16 protein-coding genes are annotated in these 17573 nt (G+C 63.2%); 10 read left to right on the forward strand and 6 right to left on the reverse strand.

Going from position 1 to position 17573, the window contains the following annotated elements; translation table 11 throughout:
* From ACIQUG_RS09795 to ACIQUG_RS09805, 3 genes are all read right to left on the reverse strand, one after another.
* Window positions 1–873: a carbohydrate ABC transporter permease gene (locus ACIQUG_RS09795; protein WP_043620731.1), complete on the reverse strand. Its 873-nt coding sequence runs from the start codon at window positions 871–873 to the stop codon at window positions 1–3.
* Window positions 874–1035: 162 nt separating this feature from the next.
* Entirely contained in the window at window positions 1036–2346 is a 1311-nt protein-coding gene (locus tag ACIQUG_RS09800) for an ABC transporter substrate-binding protein (protein ID WP_402320262.1), read from the reverse strand.
* 199 nt (window positions 2347–2545) lie between these two features.
* Window positions 2546–3499, reverse strand: a complete 954-nt coding sequence (locus tag ACIQUG_RS09805) for a sugar-binding transcriptional regulator (RefSeq protein ID WP_043620734.1) — start codon at window positions 3497–3499, stop codon at window positions 2546–2548.
* Between the two features lie 313 nt (window positions 3500–3812).
* Between ACIQUG_RS09805 and ACIQUG_RS09810 the strand changes: the two genes are divergently transcribed.
* Together ACIQUG_RS09810 and preA are read left to right on the forward strand one after the other, a co-directional pair.
* Window positions 3813–5174: an NAD(P)-dependent oxidoreductase gene (locus ACIQUG_RS09810; protein WP_402320264.1), complete on the forward strand. Its 1362-nt coding sequence runs from the start codon at window positions 3813–3815 to the stop codon at window positions 5172–5174.
* Between the two features lie 20 nt (window positions 5175–5194).
* Complete coding sequence (gene preA / locus ACIQUG_RS09815; RefSeq protein WP_104668042.1) at window positions 5195–6508, forward strand: NAD-dependent dihydropyrimidine dehydrogenase subunit PreA; 1314 nt, start codon at window positions 5195–5197, stop codon at window positions 6506–6508.
* Between the two features lie 76 nt (window positions 6509–6584).
* On the opposite strand, the gene ACIQUG_RS09820 is transcribed toward preA, so the two are convergent.
* Window positions 6585–7607, reverse strand: a complete 1023-nt coding sequence (locus ACIQUG_RS09820) for an NAD(P)-dependent alcohol dehydrogenase (RefSeq protein WP_402320268.1) — start codon at window positions 7605–7607, stop codon at window positions 6585–6587.
* Window positions 7608–7713: 106 nt separating this feature from the next.
* Here ACIQUG_RS09820 and ACIQUG_RS09825 point away from each other — a divergent pair, with 106 nt between their 5' ends.
* From ACIQUG_RS09825 to ACIQUG_RS09835, 3 genes are all read left to right on the forward strand, one after another.
* The gene (locus ACIQUG_RS09825) at window positions 7714–8613 is read left to right on the forward strand and encodes a LysR family transcriptional regulator (protein WP_402320270.1); all 900 of its coding nucleotides are present in this window, start codon (window positions 7714–7716) and stop codon (window positions 8611–8613) included.
* A 259-nt stretch (window positions 8614–8872) separates the two neighbouring features.
* A complete protein-coding gene (locus tag ACIQUG_RS09830) occupies window positions 8873–10549 on the forward strand; it encodes an adenylate/guanylate cyclase domain-containing protein (RefSeq protein ID WP_402320273.1) in 1677 nt (558 codons plus the stop codon).
* Window positions 10550–10697: 148 nt separating this feature from the next.
* A complete protein-coding gene (locus ACIQUG_RS09835) occupies window positions 10698–11627 on the forward strand; it encodes a DMT family transporter (protein WP_402320276.1) in 930 nt (309 codons plus the stop codon).
* A gap of 17 nt (window positions 11628–11644) precedes the next feature.
* Here the strand turns inward: ACIQUG_RS09835 and ACIQUG_RS09840 are convergent, their stop codons facing one another.
* Window positions 11645–12298 (reverse strand): TetR family transcriptional regulator C-terminal domain-containing protein, encoded by a 654-nt coding sequence (locus ACIQUG_RS09840; protein ID WP_402320278.1) that lies wholly within the window; start codon window positions 12296–12298, stop codon window positions 11645–11647.
* A gap of 280 nt (window positions 12299–12578) precedes the next feature.
* On the opposite strand from ACIQUG_RS09840, the gene ACIQUG_RS09845 reads away from it, so the two are divergent.
* A complete protein-coding gene (locus tag ACIQUG_RS09845) occupies window positions 12579–13829 on the forward strand; it encodes a Zn-dependent hydrolase (RefSeq protein WP_402320281.1) in 1251 nt (416 codons plus the stop codon).
* Window positions 13830–13911: 82 nt separating this feature from the next.
* Complete coding sequence (hydA, locus tag ACIQUG_RS09850; RefSeq protein WP_402320283.1) at window positions 13912–15366, forward strand: dihydropyrimidinase; 1455 nt, start codon at window positions 13912–13914, stop codon at window positions 15364–15366.
* Window positions 15367–15459: 93 nt separating this feature from the next.
* Here the strand turns inward: hydA and ACIQUG_RS09855 are convergent, their stop codons facing one another.
* Window positions 15460–15873 carry a cupin domain-containing protein gene (locus ACIQUG_RS09855; RefSeq protein ID WP_402320286.1) on the reverse strand — a complete coding sequence of 138 codons (414 nt, stop codon included), beginning with the start codon at window positions 15871–15873 and terminating at the stop codon, window positions 15460–15462.
* Window positions 15874–15994: 121 nt separating this feature from the next.
* Here ACIQUG_RS09855 and ACIQUG_RS09860 point away from each other — a divergent pair, with 121 nt between their 5' ends.
* The 3 genes from ACIQUG_RS09860 to ACIQUG_RS09870 are packed head-to-tail and all read left to right on the forward strand — an operon-like array spanning window position 15995 to window position 17572.
* A complete protein-coding gene (locus tag ACIQUG_RS09860; RefSeq protein WP_043620799.1) occupies window positions 15995–16786 on the forward strand; it encodes an ABC transporter ATP-binding protein in 792 nt (263 codons plus the stop codon).
* Complete coding sequence (locus tag ACIQUG_RS09865) at window positions 16776–17240, forward strand: GNAT family N-acetyltransferase (protein WP_402320289.1); 465 nt, start codon at window positions 16776–16778, stop codon at window positions 17238–17240. Before ACIQUG_RS09860 ends, ACIQUG_RS09865 begins: the two co-directional genes overlap by 11 nt.
* On the forward strand, window positions 17237–17572 hold the full coding sequence (locus ACIQUG_RS09870; protein WP_402320292.1) for a hypothetical protein: 336 nt from the start codon (window positions 17237–17239) through the stop codon (window positions 17570–17572). Before ACIQUG_RS09865 ends, ACIQUG_RS09870 begins: the two co-directional genes overlap by 4 nt.
* The last annotated feature ends 1 nt before the right edge of the window (window position 17573 follow it).

Genomic DNA, 17573 nt, shown 5'->3' on the forward strand with positions numbered 1-17573 from the left:
TCAAGCCTCCAGCGTCTTGCCGATCATGCGCATCAGGAAGAATGCGACGATGTTGGCGAGGATGACCGCGATGATGCCGCCGGCCGAAGCACCGCCCACGTCGAACTGCAGCAGGGCCTGCGCATAGACGAGGAAGGTCAGGTTGGTGCTCTGCGTGCCCGGGCCGCCATTGGTGGTGACCAGAATTTCGGCAAAGACCGAGAGCAGGAAGATCGTCTGGATAAGGATGACGACCGTGATCGCGCGGGAAAGATGCGGCAGCACCAGGTAGATGAAGCGGCTCCAGGCGCCGGCGCCGTCCATCTGCGCTGCTTCCTTCTGCTCCTCGTCGAGCGACTGCAGGGCCGTCAGAAGGATGAGCGTCGCAAAGGGCAGCCATTGCCAGGCGACGATCAGGATGACCGACATCAAGGGCGCGTTGGCGAGGAAGTCGAAGGGTTGCAGCCCGAAGAGCTTGGCGATCCAGGCAAAGAGCCCGTTGACCGGGTTCATGAACATGTTCTTCCAGACGAGTGCGGCCACCGTCGGCATGATCAGGAACGGCGCAATGACGAGTATGCGCACGATCCCCTGCCCGAACATCGGCTGGTCGAGCAAAAGCGCCAATGCGATGCCGCCGACGACGGTGATGAACAAGACGCCAAGCACGATCGCCAGCGTGTTGAAGATCGCCTGGAAGAAAGCGGGATCGGTCAGGAAGTATTTGTAGTTCGTGAAGCCGGTGAACTCTTCCATGCCCGGCATCAACAGATTGTAACGCAGGAACGAGAAATAGATCGTCATGGCCAGGGGAACGATCATCCAGGCCAGAAGCAGAAGCACCGAAGGCGCGATCATCAGCCGCGCGGCGGAGCGTGTGTGCAAGGTCGCCATGGCGTCCCCCAAATGATGGAATTCAACGCGTGTTCGAGAGCTCGGACCGGGCGCGCGTGGGCTCACCGCGCGCGCCGCGGAAAGTCCTCCAGGAGAGCTGCCCGGAGGAGAATTACCGGGGCGCCGGCCATTTGCGGCCAGCACCCCGGGCCCTTGGGAGCCTCACTTGATGTAGCCAGCCTTCGTCATCTCACGCTCGGTGAGCTGCTGGGCGCTGGCAAGCGCCTGGTCGACGCTCATCTGGCCTGCAAGCGCTGCCGAGAACTGCTGGCCGACCGCCGTGCCGAGACCCTGGAATTCCGGGATCGCCACGAACTGCACGCCGACATAGGGAACCGGCTTGACCGCCGGGTTCTTCGGATCGGCCGCGTTGATCGAGTCGAGCGTCATCTTCGCGAACGGTGCCGCCTTCTGGTACTCGGGGTTGGCGTAGAGCGAGGTGCGCGTGCCCGGAGGAACGTTGGCCCAGCCTTCCTTCTCCGCCACCAGGTTCAGATAGCCCTTGCCGGTTGCCCAGGAAATGAACTTCTCGGCCGAAGCAACCTTTTGCGAACCGGCGGGGATAGCAAGGTTCCAGGCCCAGAGCCAGTTGCCGCGCTTGCCAAGCCCGGTGTCGGGAGCAAGCGCAAAACCGACCTTGTCAGCAACCGTCGATTCCTTCGGGTTGGTAACGAAGGACGCAGCCACCGTCGCGTCGATCCACATGCCGCACTTGCCGGTCTGGAACAGCGACAGGTTCTCGTTGAAGCCGTTCGAGGATGCGCCGGGCGGTCCGGCGTCGTTCATCAGCTTGACGTAGAAGTCGAGCGCGTTCTTCCATTCGGGCTGATCGAATTGCGGCTTCCAGTTTTCGTCGAACCAGCGGGCGCCAAAGGCGTTCGCGGTGGCGGTCAGGAAGGCCATGTTCTCACCCCAGCCGGCCTTGCCGCGCAGGCAGATGCCGTAGACTTCGGCGTTCTTGTCGGTGATCTTGCGCGCCGCGTCGGCGATGAAATCCCAGGTCGGGGCGTCGGGCATCGTCAGCCCGGCCTTCTCGAACAGGTCCTTGCGATACATCACCATCGAGCTTTCGCCGTAGAACGGTGCCGCATAGAGCTTGCCGTCGATGGTGAGGCCCGAGCGGATCGCCGGCAACAGGTCGTCGACATCGTAGTCCGCGCCGAGATTGTCGAGCGGCAACAGCCAGCCCTGCTTCGCCCAGATCGGCACTTCATAGGTGCCGATCGTCATGATGTCGTACTGGCCGCCCTTGGTGGCGATATCGGTCGTCACGCGCTGGCGCAGCACGTTTTCCTCAAGCGTTACCCACTCGAGCTGAATGTCCGGATTCTTGGACGTGAAATCTTCCGTCAGCTTCTGCATCCGGATCATGTCGCCGTTGTTCACGGTCGCGATCGTCAGGGTTTCTGCTTGGGCCAGACCCGACAGTGCGACTGCCGAGCATGTGCCCAGCAGGAAAGTTCTCAAGTTCATCGACTTCCTCCCAGAAGAAATTGAGCATTTGCCTCGCTCATGGGCAATTACTCACTTCTCGTGACAAAATGTCAATGTGCAATCGTTGCTGCGCTGCACACGGGAACATTAGAAGATTGTTTTGACTGCCGATTTTTTCGTTACGCAAATGCGAAAGGCCGGCGCATTGGCCGGCCTTTTCAAACGTTTCGCATTACGCTCAAGCGTTGAGCAGATAGCTCGCAGTCGCCTCATCGGTGATAAGGCCGTTGATGATGCCGCCCTTTACCGCCGCCCTCAGCGCCTCATATTTGCGCCGGCCCTTGGCAAGGCCGATGACCGAGGCCTTGTCGCGCGGCGGCAAGGGAACGGAGGCGACGCGCTCGTTGAAGCTGCCCGAGAGCAACGCGCCGTCATGATCGAACATCCAGCCGCAGATCTCGCCCGCAGCACCCGCCTTAGTCAGGCCGGCCATCTCCTCTTGCGCCAGAAACCCGTCCTGGCAGAGCGGCGCATCGGGCCCGAGTTCGCCGACACCGACGAAGGCGACATTGGCTTCGGCGCCGAGCTTAAGCGCCACCTGCACCAGGCTCTGGCTGTGCAGCACCTCGCGCTCCTCGGCCGAAGCGGCGAGCACCGGCAGCGGCATCGGAAAATGCCGCGCCTTGACCGCATCGGCCATGCTGAAGATGACGTTGTAATAGGCGGCCGAACCGTCGAGGCCGATATTGCCGGTGAGCGACACGATGCGGTGCTGCGGACATTCCATCGGCGGCAACTGGTCGACCGCCGCCTTCAGTGTGCGGCCGGTACCGATCGCCAGCACCTGCGGCTCGGGCGATTTCAACCAGCGCTCGATCTCGGCAGCACCCGCCTCCGCGATGCCGACCGTCGTCGAGGTCGAACCCGGATCGCTCGGCACCACCTCCACATGTTTCAGCCCGTATTTGTCGCGAAGACCGGCGGCGGCCTCGAGACACGCTGCAATCGGATGGTCGAGCCGGACCTTGATCAGCCGCTCGGACATGGCGAGCGAAACCAGCCGCTGCGCCGACTGGCGCGAGATCCCCATGACGGTCGCGATCTCGTCCTGGGTTCGGCCGGCGACATAGTATAGCCAGCCAGCCCGGGCAGCATCGTCAAGCCTGTTGTTCGCCTCGCCCCTGCGCGCCATCGCTGTTCTCCGTTCCCCCCGCGATCACGATACTTTCGGATCCTGTCGATCCGAAAGTATCGTGATCGTTCCTCACAAGCAGAGCGGGGTGCAGGCGGAAAACCGCGCACACTTTTCCTCACCCCGCGCTGATCTGCTGCCACTATTGCCCCTCCCTGTCAAACATCGGCCAAGAACAAGGGCTTGGCAGGTCTGCTCCAAAGCCCGGGAGCACAAGGCTTTTTGCCCGTTTCGGCCCCAAATTTTTACCGTTTGATAAAAAAATAAAGCGTGTTACCGTTCCATCATCCTGAGAAAACATTGGGAGCCAAAAATGGGAACGACACAATCTGGGATCCTCGGCGGCCGCCTGCCGCTCGGGGAGTACGAGAGCAATTTCTCCGACCTGCATCCGCCGCTCGACAAGCACGAGGCCCTCGTCGCTTCCGACCGCTGTTATTTCTGTCATGACGCGCCGTGCATGACGGCCTGTCCCACCTCCATCGATATCCCGCTGTTCATTCGGCAGATATCGACGGGCAACCCGATCGGATCGGCAAAGACGATCTTCGATCAGAACATCCTGGGCGGCATGTGCGCCCGCGTCTGTCCCACCGAAACGCTCTGCGAACAGGCCTGCGTTCGCAACACCGCCGAGGAGCGCCCGGTCGAGATCGGCCGCCTGCAGCGCTATGCGACCGACGTGGCGATGAAGGAGAACAAGCAGTTCTACACCCGCGCGGAAAGCTCCGGCCACAAGGTGGCCGTCGTCGGCGCCGGTCCGGCCGGTCTTGCTGCCGCCCATCGGCTCGCCGTCAAGGGCCACGACGTCGTGATCTACGATGCCCGCCCGAAGTCCGGCGGCCTCAACGAGTACGGCATTGCCGCCTACAAGTCGGTCGATGACTTCGCCCAGAAGGAAGTCGACTACGTGCTGGCGATCGGCGGCATCGAAGTGCGCCATGGGCAGGCACTCGGCCGCGACTTCACCCTTGCCGACCTTTCGGAGCAATATGACGGCGTCTTCCTCGGCCTCGGCCTTGCCGGCGTCAACGCGTTGCGCCTCGAAGGTGAAAATGCCGAAGGCGTTGACGACGCCGTCGACTTCATCGCAGCCCTTCGCCAGTCGAAGACCAAGGCCGACATTGCGGTCGGGCGCCGCGTCGTCGTTCTCGGCGGCGGCATGACCGCCATCGACGCCGCGGTACAGGCAAAGCTGCTCGGCGCCGAAGAGGTAACTATCTGCTATCGCCGCGGCAAGGAGCACATGAACGCCTCCGAGTTCGAGCAGGACCTGGCGGCCTCCAAGGGCGTCACCATCCGTCACTGGCTGCAGCCCAAGCGCATCGCCGAGAAGGACGGCAAGGTCGCTGGCATCGAGCTGGAATACACCACGCTCGAAGACGGAAAGCTGACGGCGACCGGCGAAACCGGTATCATTGCCGCCGACCAGATCTTCAAGGCGATCGGCCAGAGCTTCCTCGGCGCAGGCCTCGGCGCGCTGCAGCTCGAAGGCGGCCGGATCGTTGCCGACGCCGAAGGGCGCACGTCGCTCCCCAACGTCTGGGCCGGCGGCGACTGCGTGCTCGGCGGTGAAGACCTCACGGTCTCGGCCGTCGCCATGGGCCGCGACGCGGCTGAATCGATCAATCGGGCCTTCGCCGCGGCTCAGCCGCGCGCGAGCGCAGTTGCCTAAGGGATCGGGAGGAGAAACCAATGGCTGATCTTCGCAACAATTTCGTCGGCATCAAATCCCCGAACCCGTTCTGGCTGGCATCCGCGCCGCCGACGGACAAGGCCTATAACGTCGAGCGCGCCTTCAAGGCGGGCTGGGGCGGCGTCGTCTGGAAGACGCTCGGTGAGGAAGGCCCGCCGGTCGTCAACGTCAACGGACCGCGCTACGGCGCGATCTGGGGCGCCGACCGCCGGCTGCTGGGCTTGAACAACATTGAGCTCATCACCGACCGCGACCTCTATGTGAACCTGCGCGAAATGAAGCAGGTGAAGATGAACTGGCCGGATCGCGCCCTGATCGCTTCGATCATGGTGCCCTGCGAGGAAGAGGCGTGGAAGGCGATCCTGCCTTTAGTCGAAGAGACCGGCGCCGACGGCATCGAGCTCAACTTCGGCTGTCCGCACGGCATGTCCGAGCGCGGCATGGGTGCTGCGGTCGGCCAGGTGCCGGAATACATCGAGATGGTCGTGCGCTGGTGCAAGCAGTACACACGCATGCCCGTCATCACCAAGCTGACGCCCAACATCACCGACATCCGCAAGCCCGCCCGCGCCGCCAAGGCCGGCGGCACCGACGCCGTGTCGCTGATCAACACGATCAATTCGATCGTCTCGGTCGATCTCGACAACTTCGCGCCGAACCCGACGGTCGGCGGCAAGGGCACCCACGGCGGCTATTGCGGCCCGGCGGTGAAGCCGATCGCACTCAACATGGTCGCCGAGATCGCCCGCGATCCGGAAACCTACGGCCTGCCGATCTCCGGCATCGGCGGCATCACCACCTGGCGCGACGCGGCCGAATTCCTGGCGCTCGGCGCCGGCAACGTCCAGGTCTGCACCGCGGCCATGACCTATGGCTTCAAAATCGTCCAGGAAATGATCTCGGGCCTTTCCGACTGGATGGACGCCAAGGGTCACCGAAACCTCGACGACATCACCGGCCGCGCAGTCCCGAACGTCACCGACTGGCAGTACCTGAACCTCAACTACATCGCCAAGGCGAAGATCGACCAGGATGCCTGCATCAAGTGCGGTCGCTGCCACATCGCCTGCGAGGACACCTCGCACCAGGCGATCACGCAGTTCGTCAACGGCGTACGCCACTTCGAGGTGATGGAAGACGAGTGCGTCGGCTGCAATCTCTGCGTCAACGTCTGTCCCGTCGAAAACTGCATCACCATGGAAGAGCTGCCGGTCGGCACGATCGATCAGCGTACCGGTAAGCCGGTTGATCCGAACTACGCCAACTGGACCACGCACCCGAACAACCCGATGGCCCGCCAAGCCGCGGAATAACGATACCCGAGCGGGTTTGCCCGCACCGCATCGAACGAAGCCGCCGGACCTCCAGCCGGCGGCTTCGTCGTTCAACTCAGACCTCGACGACCACCTTGCCGAACGGGCCGCGATCAAGATGCGCCAAAGCTTGCGGCAACTCCTCGAACCGGTAGCGCGCGTCGATCACCGGCTTGATCCCTGTCCGATCGATGGCGCCGACAAGATCTTCCAGCGCCCGGCGATGGGCGACGCCGATGCCCTGGATCACCGGCGATTTCAGAAGAACCGGGGTCACCGGCGCAGAGATCTCGGCGCCCTCGAACACCCCAATGACAGAAATCCGCCCTTGCACGGCCACTGCTTGCAGCGACTTGCCGAGATTGGCGCCACCGGCGATCTCCAAAATATGGTCGGCGCCGCGATCGCGGGTGATCTCGAGAACGCGCTCCGCCCAATCCTCGCTCACGCGGTTGATGCCATGGTCGGCGCCCAGAGCAAGCGCGTGCTCGAGCTTTTCCTGGCTGGCCGACGTGACGATAACCTCGGCGCCATGTGCCTTTGCGATCTGCAGGCCGAACAGCGATACGCCGCCGGTGCCCTGCACGACGACGCGGTCGCCGGCCTTCGGATGCCCCTTCTCGACCAGGGCGAACCAGGCCGTCACCCCGGCACAGGGCAAGGTGCTCGCCTCAGCGTCGTCAAGGCTTTCAGGTGCCTTCACGAACCAGTCCTCCGGAAAGGCGACATATTGCGAAGCGACACCCGGATTGAGGCCACCGAGCGCGAAGGAGGTGGGATGACGGGCTGTACCCGGCTTCTGGCCGTCGATCCAGGTGGGATCGAAGACAGAGATGACCCGATCGCCCGGCTGGAAGCGGGTGACACCCCGGCCGACTGCCTCGACCACGCCGGCCATGTCGGAGCCCGGCACGAAGGGGAAGGAAAGCGGCATGCCCATGCCGTTTTCCAAGACCAGCTTGTCACGGAAATTGAGCGACAGGGCGGTCGTGCGAACGAGCACCTCGCCCAGACCGGCCTCGGGAACGCGCCGCTCGGTGAGCTTCAGGTTGGCGGCGCCGAACCTGTCGATGGTCCATTCTTTCATCAGTCTTGCCATGGTCTTTCCTTTCATTGGTTCGATCAGATGAAGAAACCATAGCGTTGAAGTTATCTCTCCAGTTGCGATATAATTTCGACATATTGGTTCCCTGAAGGATACAAATATGAGCGACCTCAATGGTGTCTCGGTGTTCGTCGAAGCGGCTGACGCCGGCGGGTTTTCCGCCGCTGCCCAAAGGCTCAATCTGTCGCGCTCCGCGGTTGGCAAGACCGTTGCCAAGCTCGAACAGCGGTTGGGCGTCCGCCTCTTCCACCGCACCACGCGCACCCAGAGCCTCACCGACGAGGGTCAGCTTTTCTACGAAAACTGCCTGCGGGCGCTCGGCGAAATCCGGGCCGGCGAAGCGCTGCTGGAATCCGGCAAGCAGGAGATCCAGGGCCGCCTGCGCCTGTCGATACCGGTGCATTTCGGACGCCAATGCGTCATGCCGCTGCTGTCGGAACTGCTGAGGACGCATCCGCGCCTGGAGTTCGACCTCAACTTCAGCGATCGCAACGTCGATCTCGTCGAGGACGGCTTCGACCTCGCTATCCGCACCGGTCCGCTGCGCAGCGAACCGGACCTGATGACGCGAAAGATCGTCGACCAGCGCATGACCGTCTGCGCCTCCCCGGCCTATCTCGAGGCAAACGGCACGCCGGAAACGATCGACGACCTGATGTCTCATCAGGCGATCCTCTATCGGCGCAGCGGTCAGCCGCACGCCTGGTCCTTCCCGGGGAAGGGGACGCAGGTGCGAACCGTCACGCCGCCATCGCGGCTGCGGCTCGACGACCTGACGTCGATCGCCGATGCGGCAGCCGGCGGCTTCGGCATCGCCTGGCTGCCCTGCTGGCTCGTTCGCAACGCCATCGCCTCTGGCTCGCTGGTGCGGATACTCACGGACACGCCGGCGCTGTCCTACGGAACCTATGTCGTCTGGCCGAAGACCCAGTACATGCCGTCAAAGCTGCGTCTGCTCATCGACACGCTGGTCGCACGCCTGCCGCCGATGATGGAATGAGGCGGCATTGCGTTGGATGGGCGCCAAGACGATCGAAGCGGGTGGCCAACAGAGCTGAATAGCCTTCCCGGCCGATAACGAACAGGACACGAAAACGAAACAGATTGTGTAAAAATGGTAAGTTGTCGGCTCGCACGATCTGGATAATAAGGGAGAACTCATACGGGGTGCGCCGTGGGCTCGATCAGGGCGGTAGCGCTGTCTCCGACGATTTTGACACTGCAGCCGGACGACGCTCCGGCAGAGCCGGACTTGTTGCTTGACGATCATTTCGGCCAACCGACGCAAGCGAATACACCTCGTCTCCGGGGCCATCCTCGGTACGTTCGTCCTGGCGCATTTCTTCAACCATTCGCTCGGCCTGATCTCCATCGACGCAATGGAGACCGCCCGCAAGGGCTTCAATCTGATCTGGCACAGCGTCCCCGGCACGGTGCTCCTCTACGGCGCCCTGCTCCTGCACTTCACCATGGCGCTCGAAAGCATCTATCGTCGGCAGACGCTCAGAATGCCCGCGCGCGAAGCGCTTAAGATCATCTTCGGTCTCAGCCTGCCTTTCCTGCTGATCGGCCACGTCACTGCCGCACGCGTCGAGCCGCTGTTCACAGGCATCGATACCAATTACCCGGACATGCTGCGAATACTCTGGTCGAATTCGTTCAATGCGACTAGGCAATCGGTCGCCCTCTTGCTCGTCTGGGGTCACGGCTGCCTCGGCGCCTGGTTCTGGATGCGCGGCCGCCCTTGGTTCCCGCGCTACGAAATCCTGCTCTACACGGTCGCGATCCTTGTGCCGATCTTCGCGTTGCTCGGCTTCGTCAGCGGCGCCCGCTCGATGGAGGACGGTTACGCCGAACATGGCGGCTACGGCGACCGTTCCTATTCGAAGCCTCAGTTCGACCTGACGCTCCTCGAGGATATTCGGCTCGGCCTCTATTTCGGCTTCGGCGGCCTGATCGCCGGCACCTTCCTGCTGAGGGCCATGCCGAAGGGCGGGCGCATTCGCGTCCGCTACCCCGACGGCCGGGTCGCCACCGTCAATCTCGGCTTTAGCGTGCTGGAAGCAAGCCGCGCCGCCGGGATCCCGCATGTCTCGGTCTGCGGTGGCCGCGGCCGATGCTCGACCTGCCGGGTGCGCATCATCCAGGGCCTTGAAGACCAGCCACCGCCCGAGGATGCCGAGCTTGCGACCCTCACGCGGATCGGCGCCCCCGACAATGTCCGCCTCGCCTGCCAGTTCCGCCCGGTGCACAATGTGACGGTCGTGCCGATCCTCGACAGCGACAGCCTCGGCATCAAGAAGCAGATCGGACGCGAAGGCGGCGAAGGCCGCGAGCGGCGCATCGCCGTGCTCTTTTGCGACCTGCGCGGCTTCACCAGCATTGCGGAACACAAGCTGCCTTTCGACACCGTGTTCCTGCTCAACCGCTACTTCGAGATGGTGGGCGAAGCGGTCGAGGATTCCGGTGGCGTCATCGACAAGTTCATCGGCGACGGCGCATTGGCGATCTTCGGCCTGAAGAGCACGTATACCGAGGCCTGCCGTCAGTCGCTTGCCGCCGCCGTGCGCATATCCAAGGGCCTCGAAACGCTGAACCAGACCTTCCGCGGCGAACTCGACGAGCCGCTGCGCATCGCCATGGGTCTGCACGCAGGCCCGGCGATCATCGGCGAGATCGGCTACGGCCAGGCGACATCGCTGACGGCGGTCGGCGATACCATCAACACGGCGAGCCGGCTGGAGGGCCTTGCCAAGGAACATGACGTGCAACTGGCCGTCTCGGCCGAGCTCGTCAACCGTGCGGGCCTGGTGATCGAAGGGCACGAGCGGCTGGACATTGGCCTGCGCGGCCGGCAGGCGACGCTCGAAACCTGGATCGTCGAGGACGCCGCACGCATCTCCGAGGCCTTGCAACCCGCACCGTCGAACGCGTAAGGCAACGCTGAAAGCGTGAAACAGTTTCACGCCCGACGTTGCATACGTTCAAGCCGTTGGATCTTTTCACGGTTTCAATGAGGCGCTGAAATGATCTAGTAGTAGAGATCTTTCCCGCCCTCGCCGCCGATCCAATCCGGAAGCCCGCATGAAACAGGACGTCTCCCCGAAAACCGCGCACCAGGTTCATGCGAAAGGCGCCGAGAAGCTGAAGGCGCACCTGGCGATGATGACCTTCGCCGTCCTGATCGCCGGCTCCTTTTCCTTCGGCGGCCTTGCCACCCAACATATGGGCGCCGGGCCGCTGACGCTCTGGCGCTATCTGTTGACCGTCGTGGTCCTTGGCCTGCTCACCTTCGGCTATGCCCGCGTGCCGTTTCATTTCCCCAGGCAAGCATGGCGCTTTGTGATCCTCGGCGGGCTGATCGCTGTCTACATGCTGACGATGTTCAAGGCGCTGGAGTTCACCAGCCCGGTTTCGACAGGCGCGGTCTTCACGCTAATGCCGCTCTTGAGCGCCGGATTCGCGTTCGTGTTGCTCGGTCAGCATACCCGCCCGGGCGTGCTCGCCGGGCTCATCATCGCCGCCCTTGGCGCCGTCTGGGTGATCTTTCGCGCCGATGTCGGCGCGATCCTTGCCTTCGATATCGGCCAGGGCGAATTGATCTTCTTCGTCGGCGTTGTGTGCCATGCGGTCTATGTGCCGCTGATCCGCAAGTTCGGCCGCGAGGAAAGCCCTTTCGCCTTCGGCTTCTGGGTAGCGGTCTTCACCGTGCCCTGGCTGCTGGTGCCCGGCGGCGTCGGCCTCGTCACCGCCGATTTTGCCGCACTTCCGGCAATCGTCTGGATGGCCGTGCTCTATCTTGCCGTGGTTACGACCGCGATCACCTTCCTGCTTTTGCAGTACGCTTCGATGCGGCTGCCGGCATCGAAGGTGCTCGGCTACGGCTACCTGACGCCGAGCTTCATCATCCTGCTCGAAGGCCTGCTTGGCCATGGCTGGACAAGCCTGCCGGTGCTTGCCGGTGCGCTCACCACCGCCTGCGGCCTGCTCCTGATGGCGCTGCTGCCCGATTGAAAACCGGAAAGAGCGGCTCAGACCACCGGCTGCTCGCTCACCTGCAGCCCGTCGACGAAGAGCCGCTCGAGGAAGCGTGCCGCATCCTCGAAACGTCCATCCCCGGCATTGCCCTGGCCGAGCACGGCGCGCACCTGCACGTCGAAGTCGGCGTAATGCTGGGTGGTCGACCAGATCGCGAAGATCAGGTGATACGGGTCGCATTTGGCGATCTTGCCGGCCTTGGCCCAGGCGCGGATCACCTCGGCCTTTTCGTCGACCAGCGACTTCAAGGGCCCCTTCAGCTCGTCCTCGATATGCGGCGCACCCTGCAGCACCTCGTTGGCGAAGAGCCGGCTTTCGCGCGGATAGTCGCGGGCCATTTCGAGCTTGCGCCGGATATAGCTGCGGATTTCGGCAACCGGGTTCCCCTCGGCGTTGAACTCCCGCAAGGGGTCGAGCCAGGTGTCGAGCACGCGGTCGATCAGCGCCCGGTGCATCGCCTCCTTGGTGCGGAAATAATAGAGCAGATTGGGCTTCGACATGCCCGCCACTTCGGCGATCTGGTCGACGGTCGAGCCGCGAAAACCGTTGGCGGAAAAGACTTCGAGCGCCGCCTCGAGAATGCGCTCTTCCTTCTCCCCCTGTATCCGGGTCCGCCTCTGGGTCCTGGCCGCTCTCGGTAGTACCATCTGTCCCCCTGGCGATGCCCGCGCCTCGTCGCGCAGGAACCGGCTGCCCAATTTCTGGCCTCGCCATCTTCTTGGGCAACAACTTCGTTTTTTTGCTTTTCCGGCTTGAGTGCCGCAACGGAAGTTGTAATGTTTACCAACCGGTCAAATTATCAGCCAGTTCACCGCCAAAGGCAACGGCTGATCGAAGGGCACCAGAAAAAACCAAGCCTGGATTTGACCACGGGAACATAAGGGCGCGCCGATCAAGGCAAAGCCCTGAAAAGATGAGGAGACCGCCGTGGCTGCACCTGGCGAGAACATGCGCGTCAATGCCGACCGCCTGTGGGATTCACTTATGGAAATGGCCAAGATCGGCCCTGGTGTCGCGGGCGGCAACAACCGCCAGACGCTGACCGACGAAGACGCCGAAGGGCGCCGGCTGTTCCAGTCCTGGTGCGAAAAGGCCGGCCTTACCATGGGCGTCGACACCATGGGCAATATGTTCTTCACCCGCCCCGGCACCGACCCGGATGCCCTGCCCGTCTATATCGGCTCACACCTCGATACCCAGCCAACCGGCGGCAAGTATGACGGCGTGCTCGGCGTGCTCTCGGGCCTTGAGGTCGTTCGCTCGATGAACGATCTCGGCATCAAGACCAAGCATCCCGTCGTCGTCACCAACTGGACCAACGAGGAAGGCGCGCGCTTCGCGCCGGCCATGCTTGCGTCCGGTGTCTTTGCCGGCGTGCTCACCCAGGACTTCGCCTATGGCCGTAAGGACCCGGAAGGCAAGACCTTCGGCGACGAGTTGAAACGCATCGGTTGGCTCGGCGACGAAGAAGTCGGCGCCCGCAAGATGCACGCCTATTTCGAATATCACATCGAGCAGGGCCCGATCCTCGAGGCCGAGGGCAAGGACATCGGCGTCGTCACCCACTGTCAGGGCCTGTGGTGGCTGGAGTTCACGCTGACCGGCCGCGAAGCCCATACGGGTTCGACCCCGATGAACATGCGCGTCAACGCCGGACTTGCCATGGCCCGCATCCTGGAAATGGTCCAGGGCGTCGCCATGGAAAACCAGCCGGGCGCCGTCGGCGGCGTCGGCCAGGTGTTCTTCTCGCCCAATTCCCGCAACGTACTGCCGGGCAAAGTGGTCTTCACCGTCGACATCCGCTCGCCCGACAAGGCCAAGCTCGACCGCATGCGCGCCAAGATCGAGGCCGAGGCCCCCAAGATCACCGAGGCGCTCGGCGTCGGCTGTTCCATCGAGGCGATCGGCCATTTCGAACCGGTCACCTTCGACCCGAAGCTGGTCAGCGCCGTGCGCAATGCCGCCGAGCATCTCGGCTACAGCCACATGAACCTCATCTCAGGCGCCGGGCATGACGCCTGCTGGGCCGCGAAGGTCGCGCCGACGACGATGATCATGTGCCCCTGCGTCGGGGGCCTCAGCCACAACGAGGCAGAGGATATCTCCAGGGAGTGGGCCAGCGCCGGTGCCGACGTCCTCTTCCACGCCGTCGTCGAAACGGCCGAAATCGTCGAATGAGTTTGCGGGCGGGACAAAAGTTCCGCCCTTTTTCGTGGCGGCTGCCTGGCTGCCGGAAGCGCAATCGCGAGGATCAAGAACCATGAGCACTGTCATCAAGGGTGGAACCATCGTCACGGCCGACCTGACCTACAAGGCGGACGTCAAGGTCGAGGGCGGCAGGATCGTCGAGATCGGCCCTGATCTCTCGGGAACCGAGACGCTGGATGCGAGCGGCTGCTATATCATGCCCGGCGGCATCGATCCGCACACCCACCTCGAAATGCCGTTCATGGGCACCTATTCCTCGGATGATTTCGAGAGCGGCACGCGCGCAGCCCTTGCCGGCGGCACGACCATGGTGGTCGATTTTGCGCTCCCCTCGCCCAACCAGTCGCTGCTCGAAGCGCTCACCATGTGGGACAACAAGTCCACCCGTGCAAACTGCGACTACTCCTTCCACATGGCGATCACCTGGTGGAGCGAGCAGGTCTTCAACGAGATGGAGACCATCGTCAAGGACAAGGGCATCAACACCTTCAAGCACTTCATGGCCTATAAGGGCGCGCTGATGGTCGACGACGACGAGATGTTCTCGTCCTTCCAGCGCTGCGCAGCCCTTGGCGCGCTGCCACTGGTGCATGCGGAAAACGGCGACGTCGTCGCCCAGTTGCAGGCAAAGCTGCTTGCCGAAGGCAACAACGGGCCGGAAGCTCATGCCTATTCACGTCCCGCCGAGGTCGAAGGCGAAGCGACCAACCGCGCAATCATGATTGCCGACATGGCGGGATGCCCGGTCTATATCGTCCACACCTCGTGCGAACAGGCGCACGAAGCGATCCGCCGCGCCCGCGCCAAGGGCATGCGCGTCTTCGGCGAGCCGCTGATCCAGCACCTGACGCTCGACGAAACCGAATATTTCAACAAGGACTGGGACCATGCGGCCCGCCGCGTGATGTCGCCGCCCTTCCGCAACAAGCTGCACCAGGACTCGCTTTGGGCAGGCCTTGCCTCGGGCTCGCTGCAGGTGGTGGCGACGGACCATTGCGCCTTCACCTCCGAGCAGAAGCGCTTCGGCGTCGGTGATTTCACCAAGATCCCGAACGGCACCGGCGGCCTCGAAGACCGCATGCCGATGCTCTGGACCCACGGCGTCAACACCGGCCGCATCACCATGAACGAGTTCGTGGCGGCGACCTCGACCAACATTGCCAAGATCCTCAACATCTACCCGAAGAAAGGCGCGATCCTCGTCGGCGCCGATGCCGACCTCGTCGTCTGGGATCCGAAGCGCACCAAGACGATCTCCGCCAAGTCCCAGCAGTCGGCGATCGATTACAACGTCTTCGAGGGCAAGGAGGTGAAGGGCCTGCCGCGCTTTACCCTCACCCGCGGTGTCGTCGCGATCGAGGAAAGCACGATCAAGACCCGCGAGGGCCAGGGCGAATTCGTCCGCCGCGATCCCTTCCCGGCGGTCAGCTCCGCCCTTTCGACCTGGAAGGAAGTCACCGCCCCCCGCGCTGTCCAGCGCACCGGCATTCCGGCCACGGGCGTCTGAGGCCTCATGTTTCGCGGCTTGCACGTCTTCGCGCCGCTCTGTCCCACCGGACATGTCCCGCCACTTTGGCGGGGCGCTTCGGCCTGGGAGCCGTCAGCCGGGCACGAGGTGATCGAGCTCGGGCAGCAGCACGAGGCTTTCGCGCTGGTTCGGGTCCGTGCGCGCGATGACAGCCGAACAGGGTTCGTTCGAGCGGTTCTCCGGCAGGTGCGGCATGCCGGCGGGGATGTAGACCATCTCGCCGGCCCGAGCGACGACGTGCTCCTCAAGCCTCTCGCCAAACCAGGTCCAGGCCTCTCCGGAAAGCACGTAGATCGCCGTCTCGTGGCTCTCGTGCAGATGCGCCTTGGCGCGCGCGCCGGGTGGGATCGTGACGATATGCATGCAGAGCCCGGTCGCCCCGACGGTCTCCGCCGCAATACCCTCGAAATAGTTGAGCCCCTGCTGGCCGGCCACGGCGCCTTCAGGACGAACCACGCGACAGCCCGGATTGGATGATCGAGACATGAGCGTTCTCCAGAATTCCCTGAAAAACCAGCAACAAACGGCTTCGCACCCAAATCCGCGATTGCATGTTGCCGGTCCGGATAGCAGTCTGACACAGACCAGCCAGAATGAGTATTCGCCGATGACGTCCAATACCGCATCCGTGGTTTCGGCCCGGGACCTCTGCCTGACTTTCGACACCGCCGATGGCCCCGTCCATGCGCTGACCGGCGTCAACCTGGATGTCGCCAAGGGTGACTTCGTTTCCTTCATCGGTCCTTCCGGTTGCGGCAAGACGACCTTCCTGCGCGTAATCGCCGATCTCGAAAAGGCGACGTCCGGCAAGATCAGCGTCAACGGCATGACGCCCGAGGAAGCGCGCAAGGAGCGCGCCTATGGCTATGTCTTCCAGGCGGCCGCGCTCTATCCCTGGCGCACGATCGAAAACAACATCGCCCTGCCGCTGGAGATCATGGGCTATTCGAAGGAAGAGAAGAAGGCGCGCATCGAGCGCACGCTCGACCTCGTCAACCTCACGGGCTTCGGCAAAAAATACCCCTGGCAGCTCTCCGGCGGCATGCAGCAGCGCGCCTCGATCGCCCGCGCACTCGCCTTCGACGCCGATCTGCTTTTGATGGACGAACCCTTCGGCGCGCTCGACGAGATCGTGCGCGACCATCTCAACGAACAGCTCTTGAAGCTCTGGGCTCGCACCAACAAGACGATCTGTTTCGTCACCCATTCGATCCCCGAGGCCGTCTATCTCTCCACCAAGATCGTGGTGATGAGCCCTCGCCCCGGCCGCGTCACCGACGTGATCGAATCGCCGTTGCCGCGCGAACGGCCGCTCGGCATTCGCGAAACGCCGGAGTTCCTCGAAATCGCCCATCGCGTTCGCGAAGGCCTGCGCGCGGGACACAGCTATGACGAATAGCATCGGCATCCGCCGGGCCGAACAGACCGACATGGCCGCCTGCGCCGGCATTCTCAATCGCTGGATCGACGCGACGGCCTGGATGCCGCGGGTGCACGAGCATGCCGATGTCGAACGTTATTACGCCGAAACCGTCTTTGCTGAGCGCACCGTGTTCCTGGCCGAGGAGCATGGCGAGATCGCCGGCTTCCTTTCCCTCTCCGACGACCACCACGTCACTGCGCTCTATATCGATGAGCGGCACCGAGGCGCCGGCATTGGCGCCCGGCTGATTGATACCGCCAAGGCGATGTCACCGGACGAGTTGAGCCTTTGGACCTTCGAAAACAACCGTGATGCCCAGCGCTTCTACGAGCACCAGGGCTTTAAGGCTGTCCGGCGGACCAACGGCGACAACGAGGAACAGCTGCCGGATATCCTCTATCGCTGGTGCGGCAGGGAGGTGCGGGCATGAACCTTGCCTTTGGCCTCTGGATGCTGCTCGCAACGACGATCTTCCTCGGCGGCGCCACCGCCTCGCGCGCCTATGTCTCCAACAACCACCTCGGCACGCTCTTCCTGGCACTCGGGCTCTACGTGGTCGGCAACATCATCATGGTGAAGCTCATGCGCGAGGGCGGCCTCGGCCTTGCCATCTCGCTGTCGGCGATCGTGCAGCTCGTGATGGTCAATGTCATCGCCTTCACGGTGTTCGGCGAACGACTGAGCCTCACACAGGCCGCCGGCGTGCTTCTCGGCATCGTCGCCATGGGCCTGATGTTGTTGCCCGCAAGCGGAAAGGCGTGAC

The sequence above is a fragment of the Ensifer sp. NPDC090286 genome (assembly GCF_044769565.1).
Taxonomy (GTDB): domain Bacteria; phylum Pseudomonadota; class Alphaproteobacteria; order Rhizobiales; family Rhizobiaceae; genus Ensifer.

Bases quoted from the DNA above. Each gene is read 5' to 3' on its own strand.
- hydA (WP_402320283.1), top strand. From the start codon at position 13,912: ATGAGCACTGTCATCAAGGGTGGAACCATCGTCACGGCCGACCTGACC.
- ACIQUG_RS09805 (WP_043620734.1), bottom strand. From the start codon at position 3,499: ATGGCGCGCAGGGGCGAGGCGAACAACAGGCTTGACGATGCTGCCCGG.
- ACIQUG_RS09820 (WP_402320268.1), bottom strand. From the start codon at position 7,607: ATGGCAAGACTGATGAAAGAATGGACCATCGACAGGTTCGGCGCCGCC.
- ACIQUG_RS09800 (WP_402320262.1), bottom strand. From the start codon at position 2,346: ATGAACTTGAGAACTTTCCTGCTGGGCACATGCTCGGCAGTCGCACTG.
- ACIQUG_RS09840 (WP_402320278.1), bottom strand. From the start codon at position 12,298: ATGGTACTACCGAGAGCGGCCAGGACCCAGAGGCGGACCCGGATACAG.
- ACIQUG_RS09795 (WP_043620731.1), bottom strand. From the start codon at position 873: ATGGCGACCTTGCACACACGCTCCGCCGCGCGGCTGATGATCGCGCCT.
- ACIQUG_RS09835 (WP_402320276.1), top strand. From the start codon at position 10,698: ATGAAACAGGACGTCTCCCCGAAAACCGCGCACCAGGTTCATGCGAAA.
- preA (WP_104668042.1), top strand. From the start codon at position 5,195: ATGGCTGATCTTCGCAACAATTTCGTCGGCATCAAATCCCCGAACCCG.
- ACIQUG_RS09825 (WP_402320270.1), top strand. From the start codon at position 7,714: ATGAGCGACCTCAATGGTGTCTCGGTGTTCGTCGAAGCGGCTGACGCC.
- ACIQUG_RS09865 (WP_402320289.1), top strand. From the start codon at position 16,776: ATGACGAATAGCATCGGCATCCGCCGGGCCGAACAGACCGACATGGCC.
- ACIQUG_RS09870 (WP_402320292.1), top strand. From the start codon at position 17,237: ATGAACCTTGCCTTTGGCCTCTGGATGCTGCTCGCAACGACGATCTTC.
- ACIQUG_RS09855 (WP_402320286.1), bottom strand. From the start codon at position 15,873: ATGTCTCGATCATCCAATCCGGGCTGTCGCGTGGTTCGTCCTGAAGGC.
- ACIQUG_RS09860 (WP_043620799.1), top strand. From the start codon at position 15,995: ATGACGTCCAATACCGCATCCGTGGTTTCGGCCCGGGACCTCTGCCTG.
- ACIQUG_RS09810 (WP_402320264.1), top strand. From the start codon at position 3,813: ATGGGAACGACACAATCTGGGATCCTCGGCGGCCGCCTGCCGCTCGGG.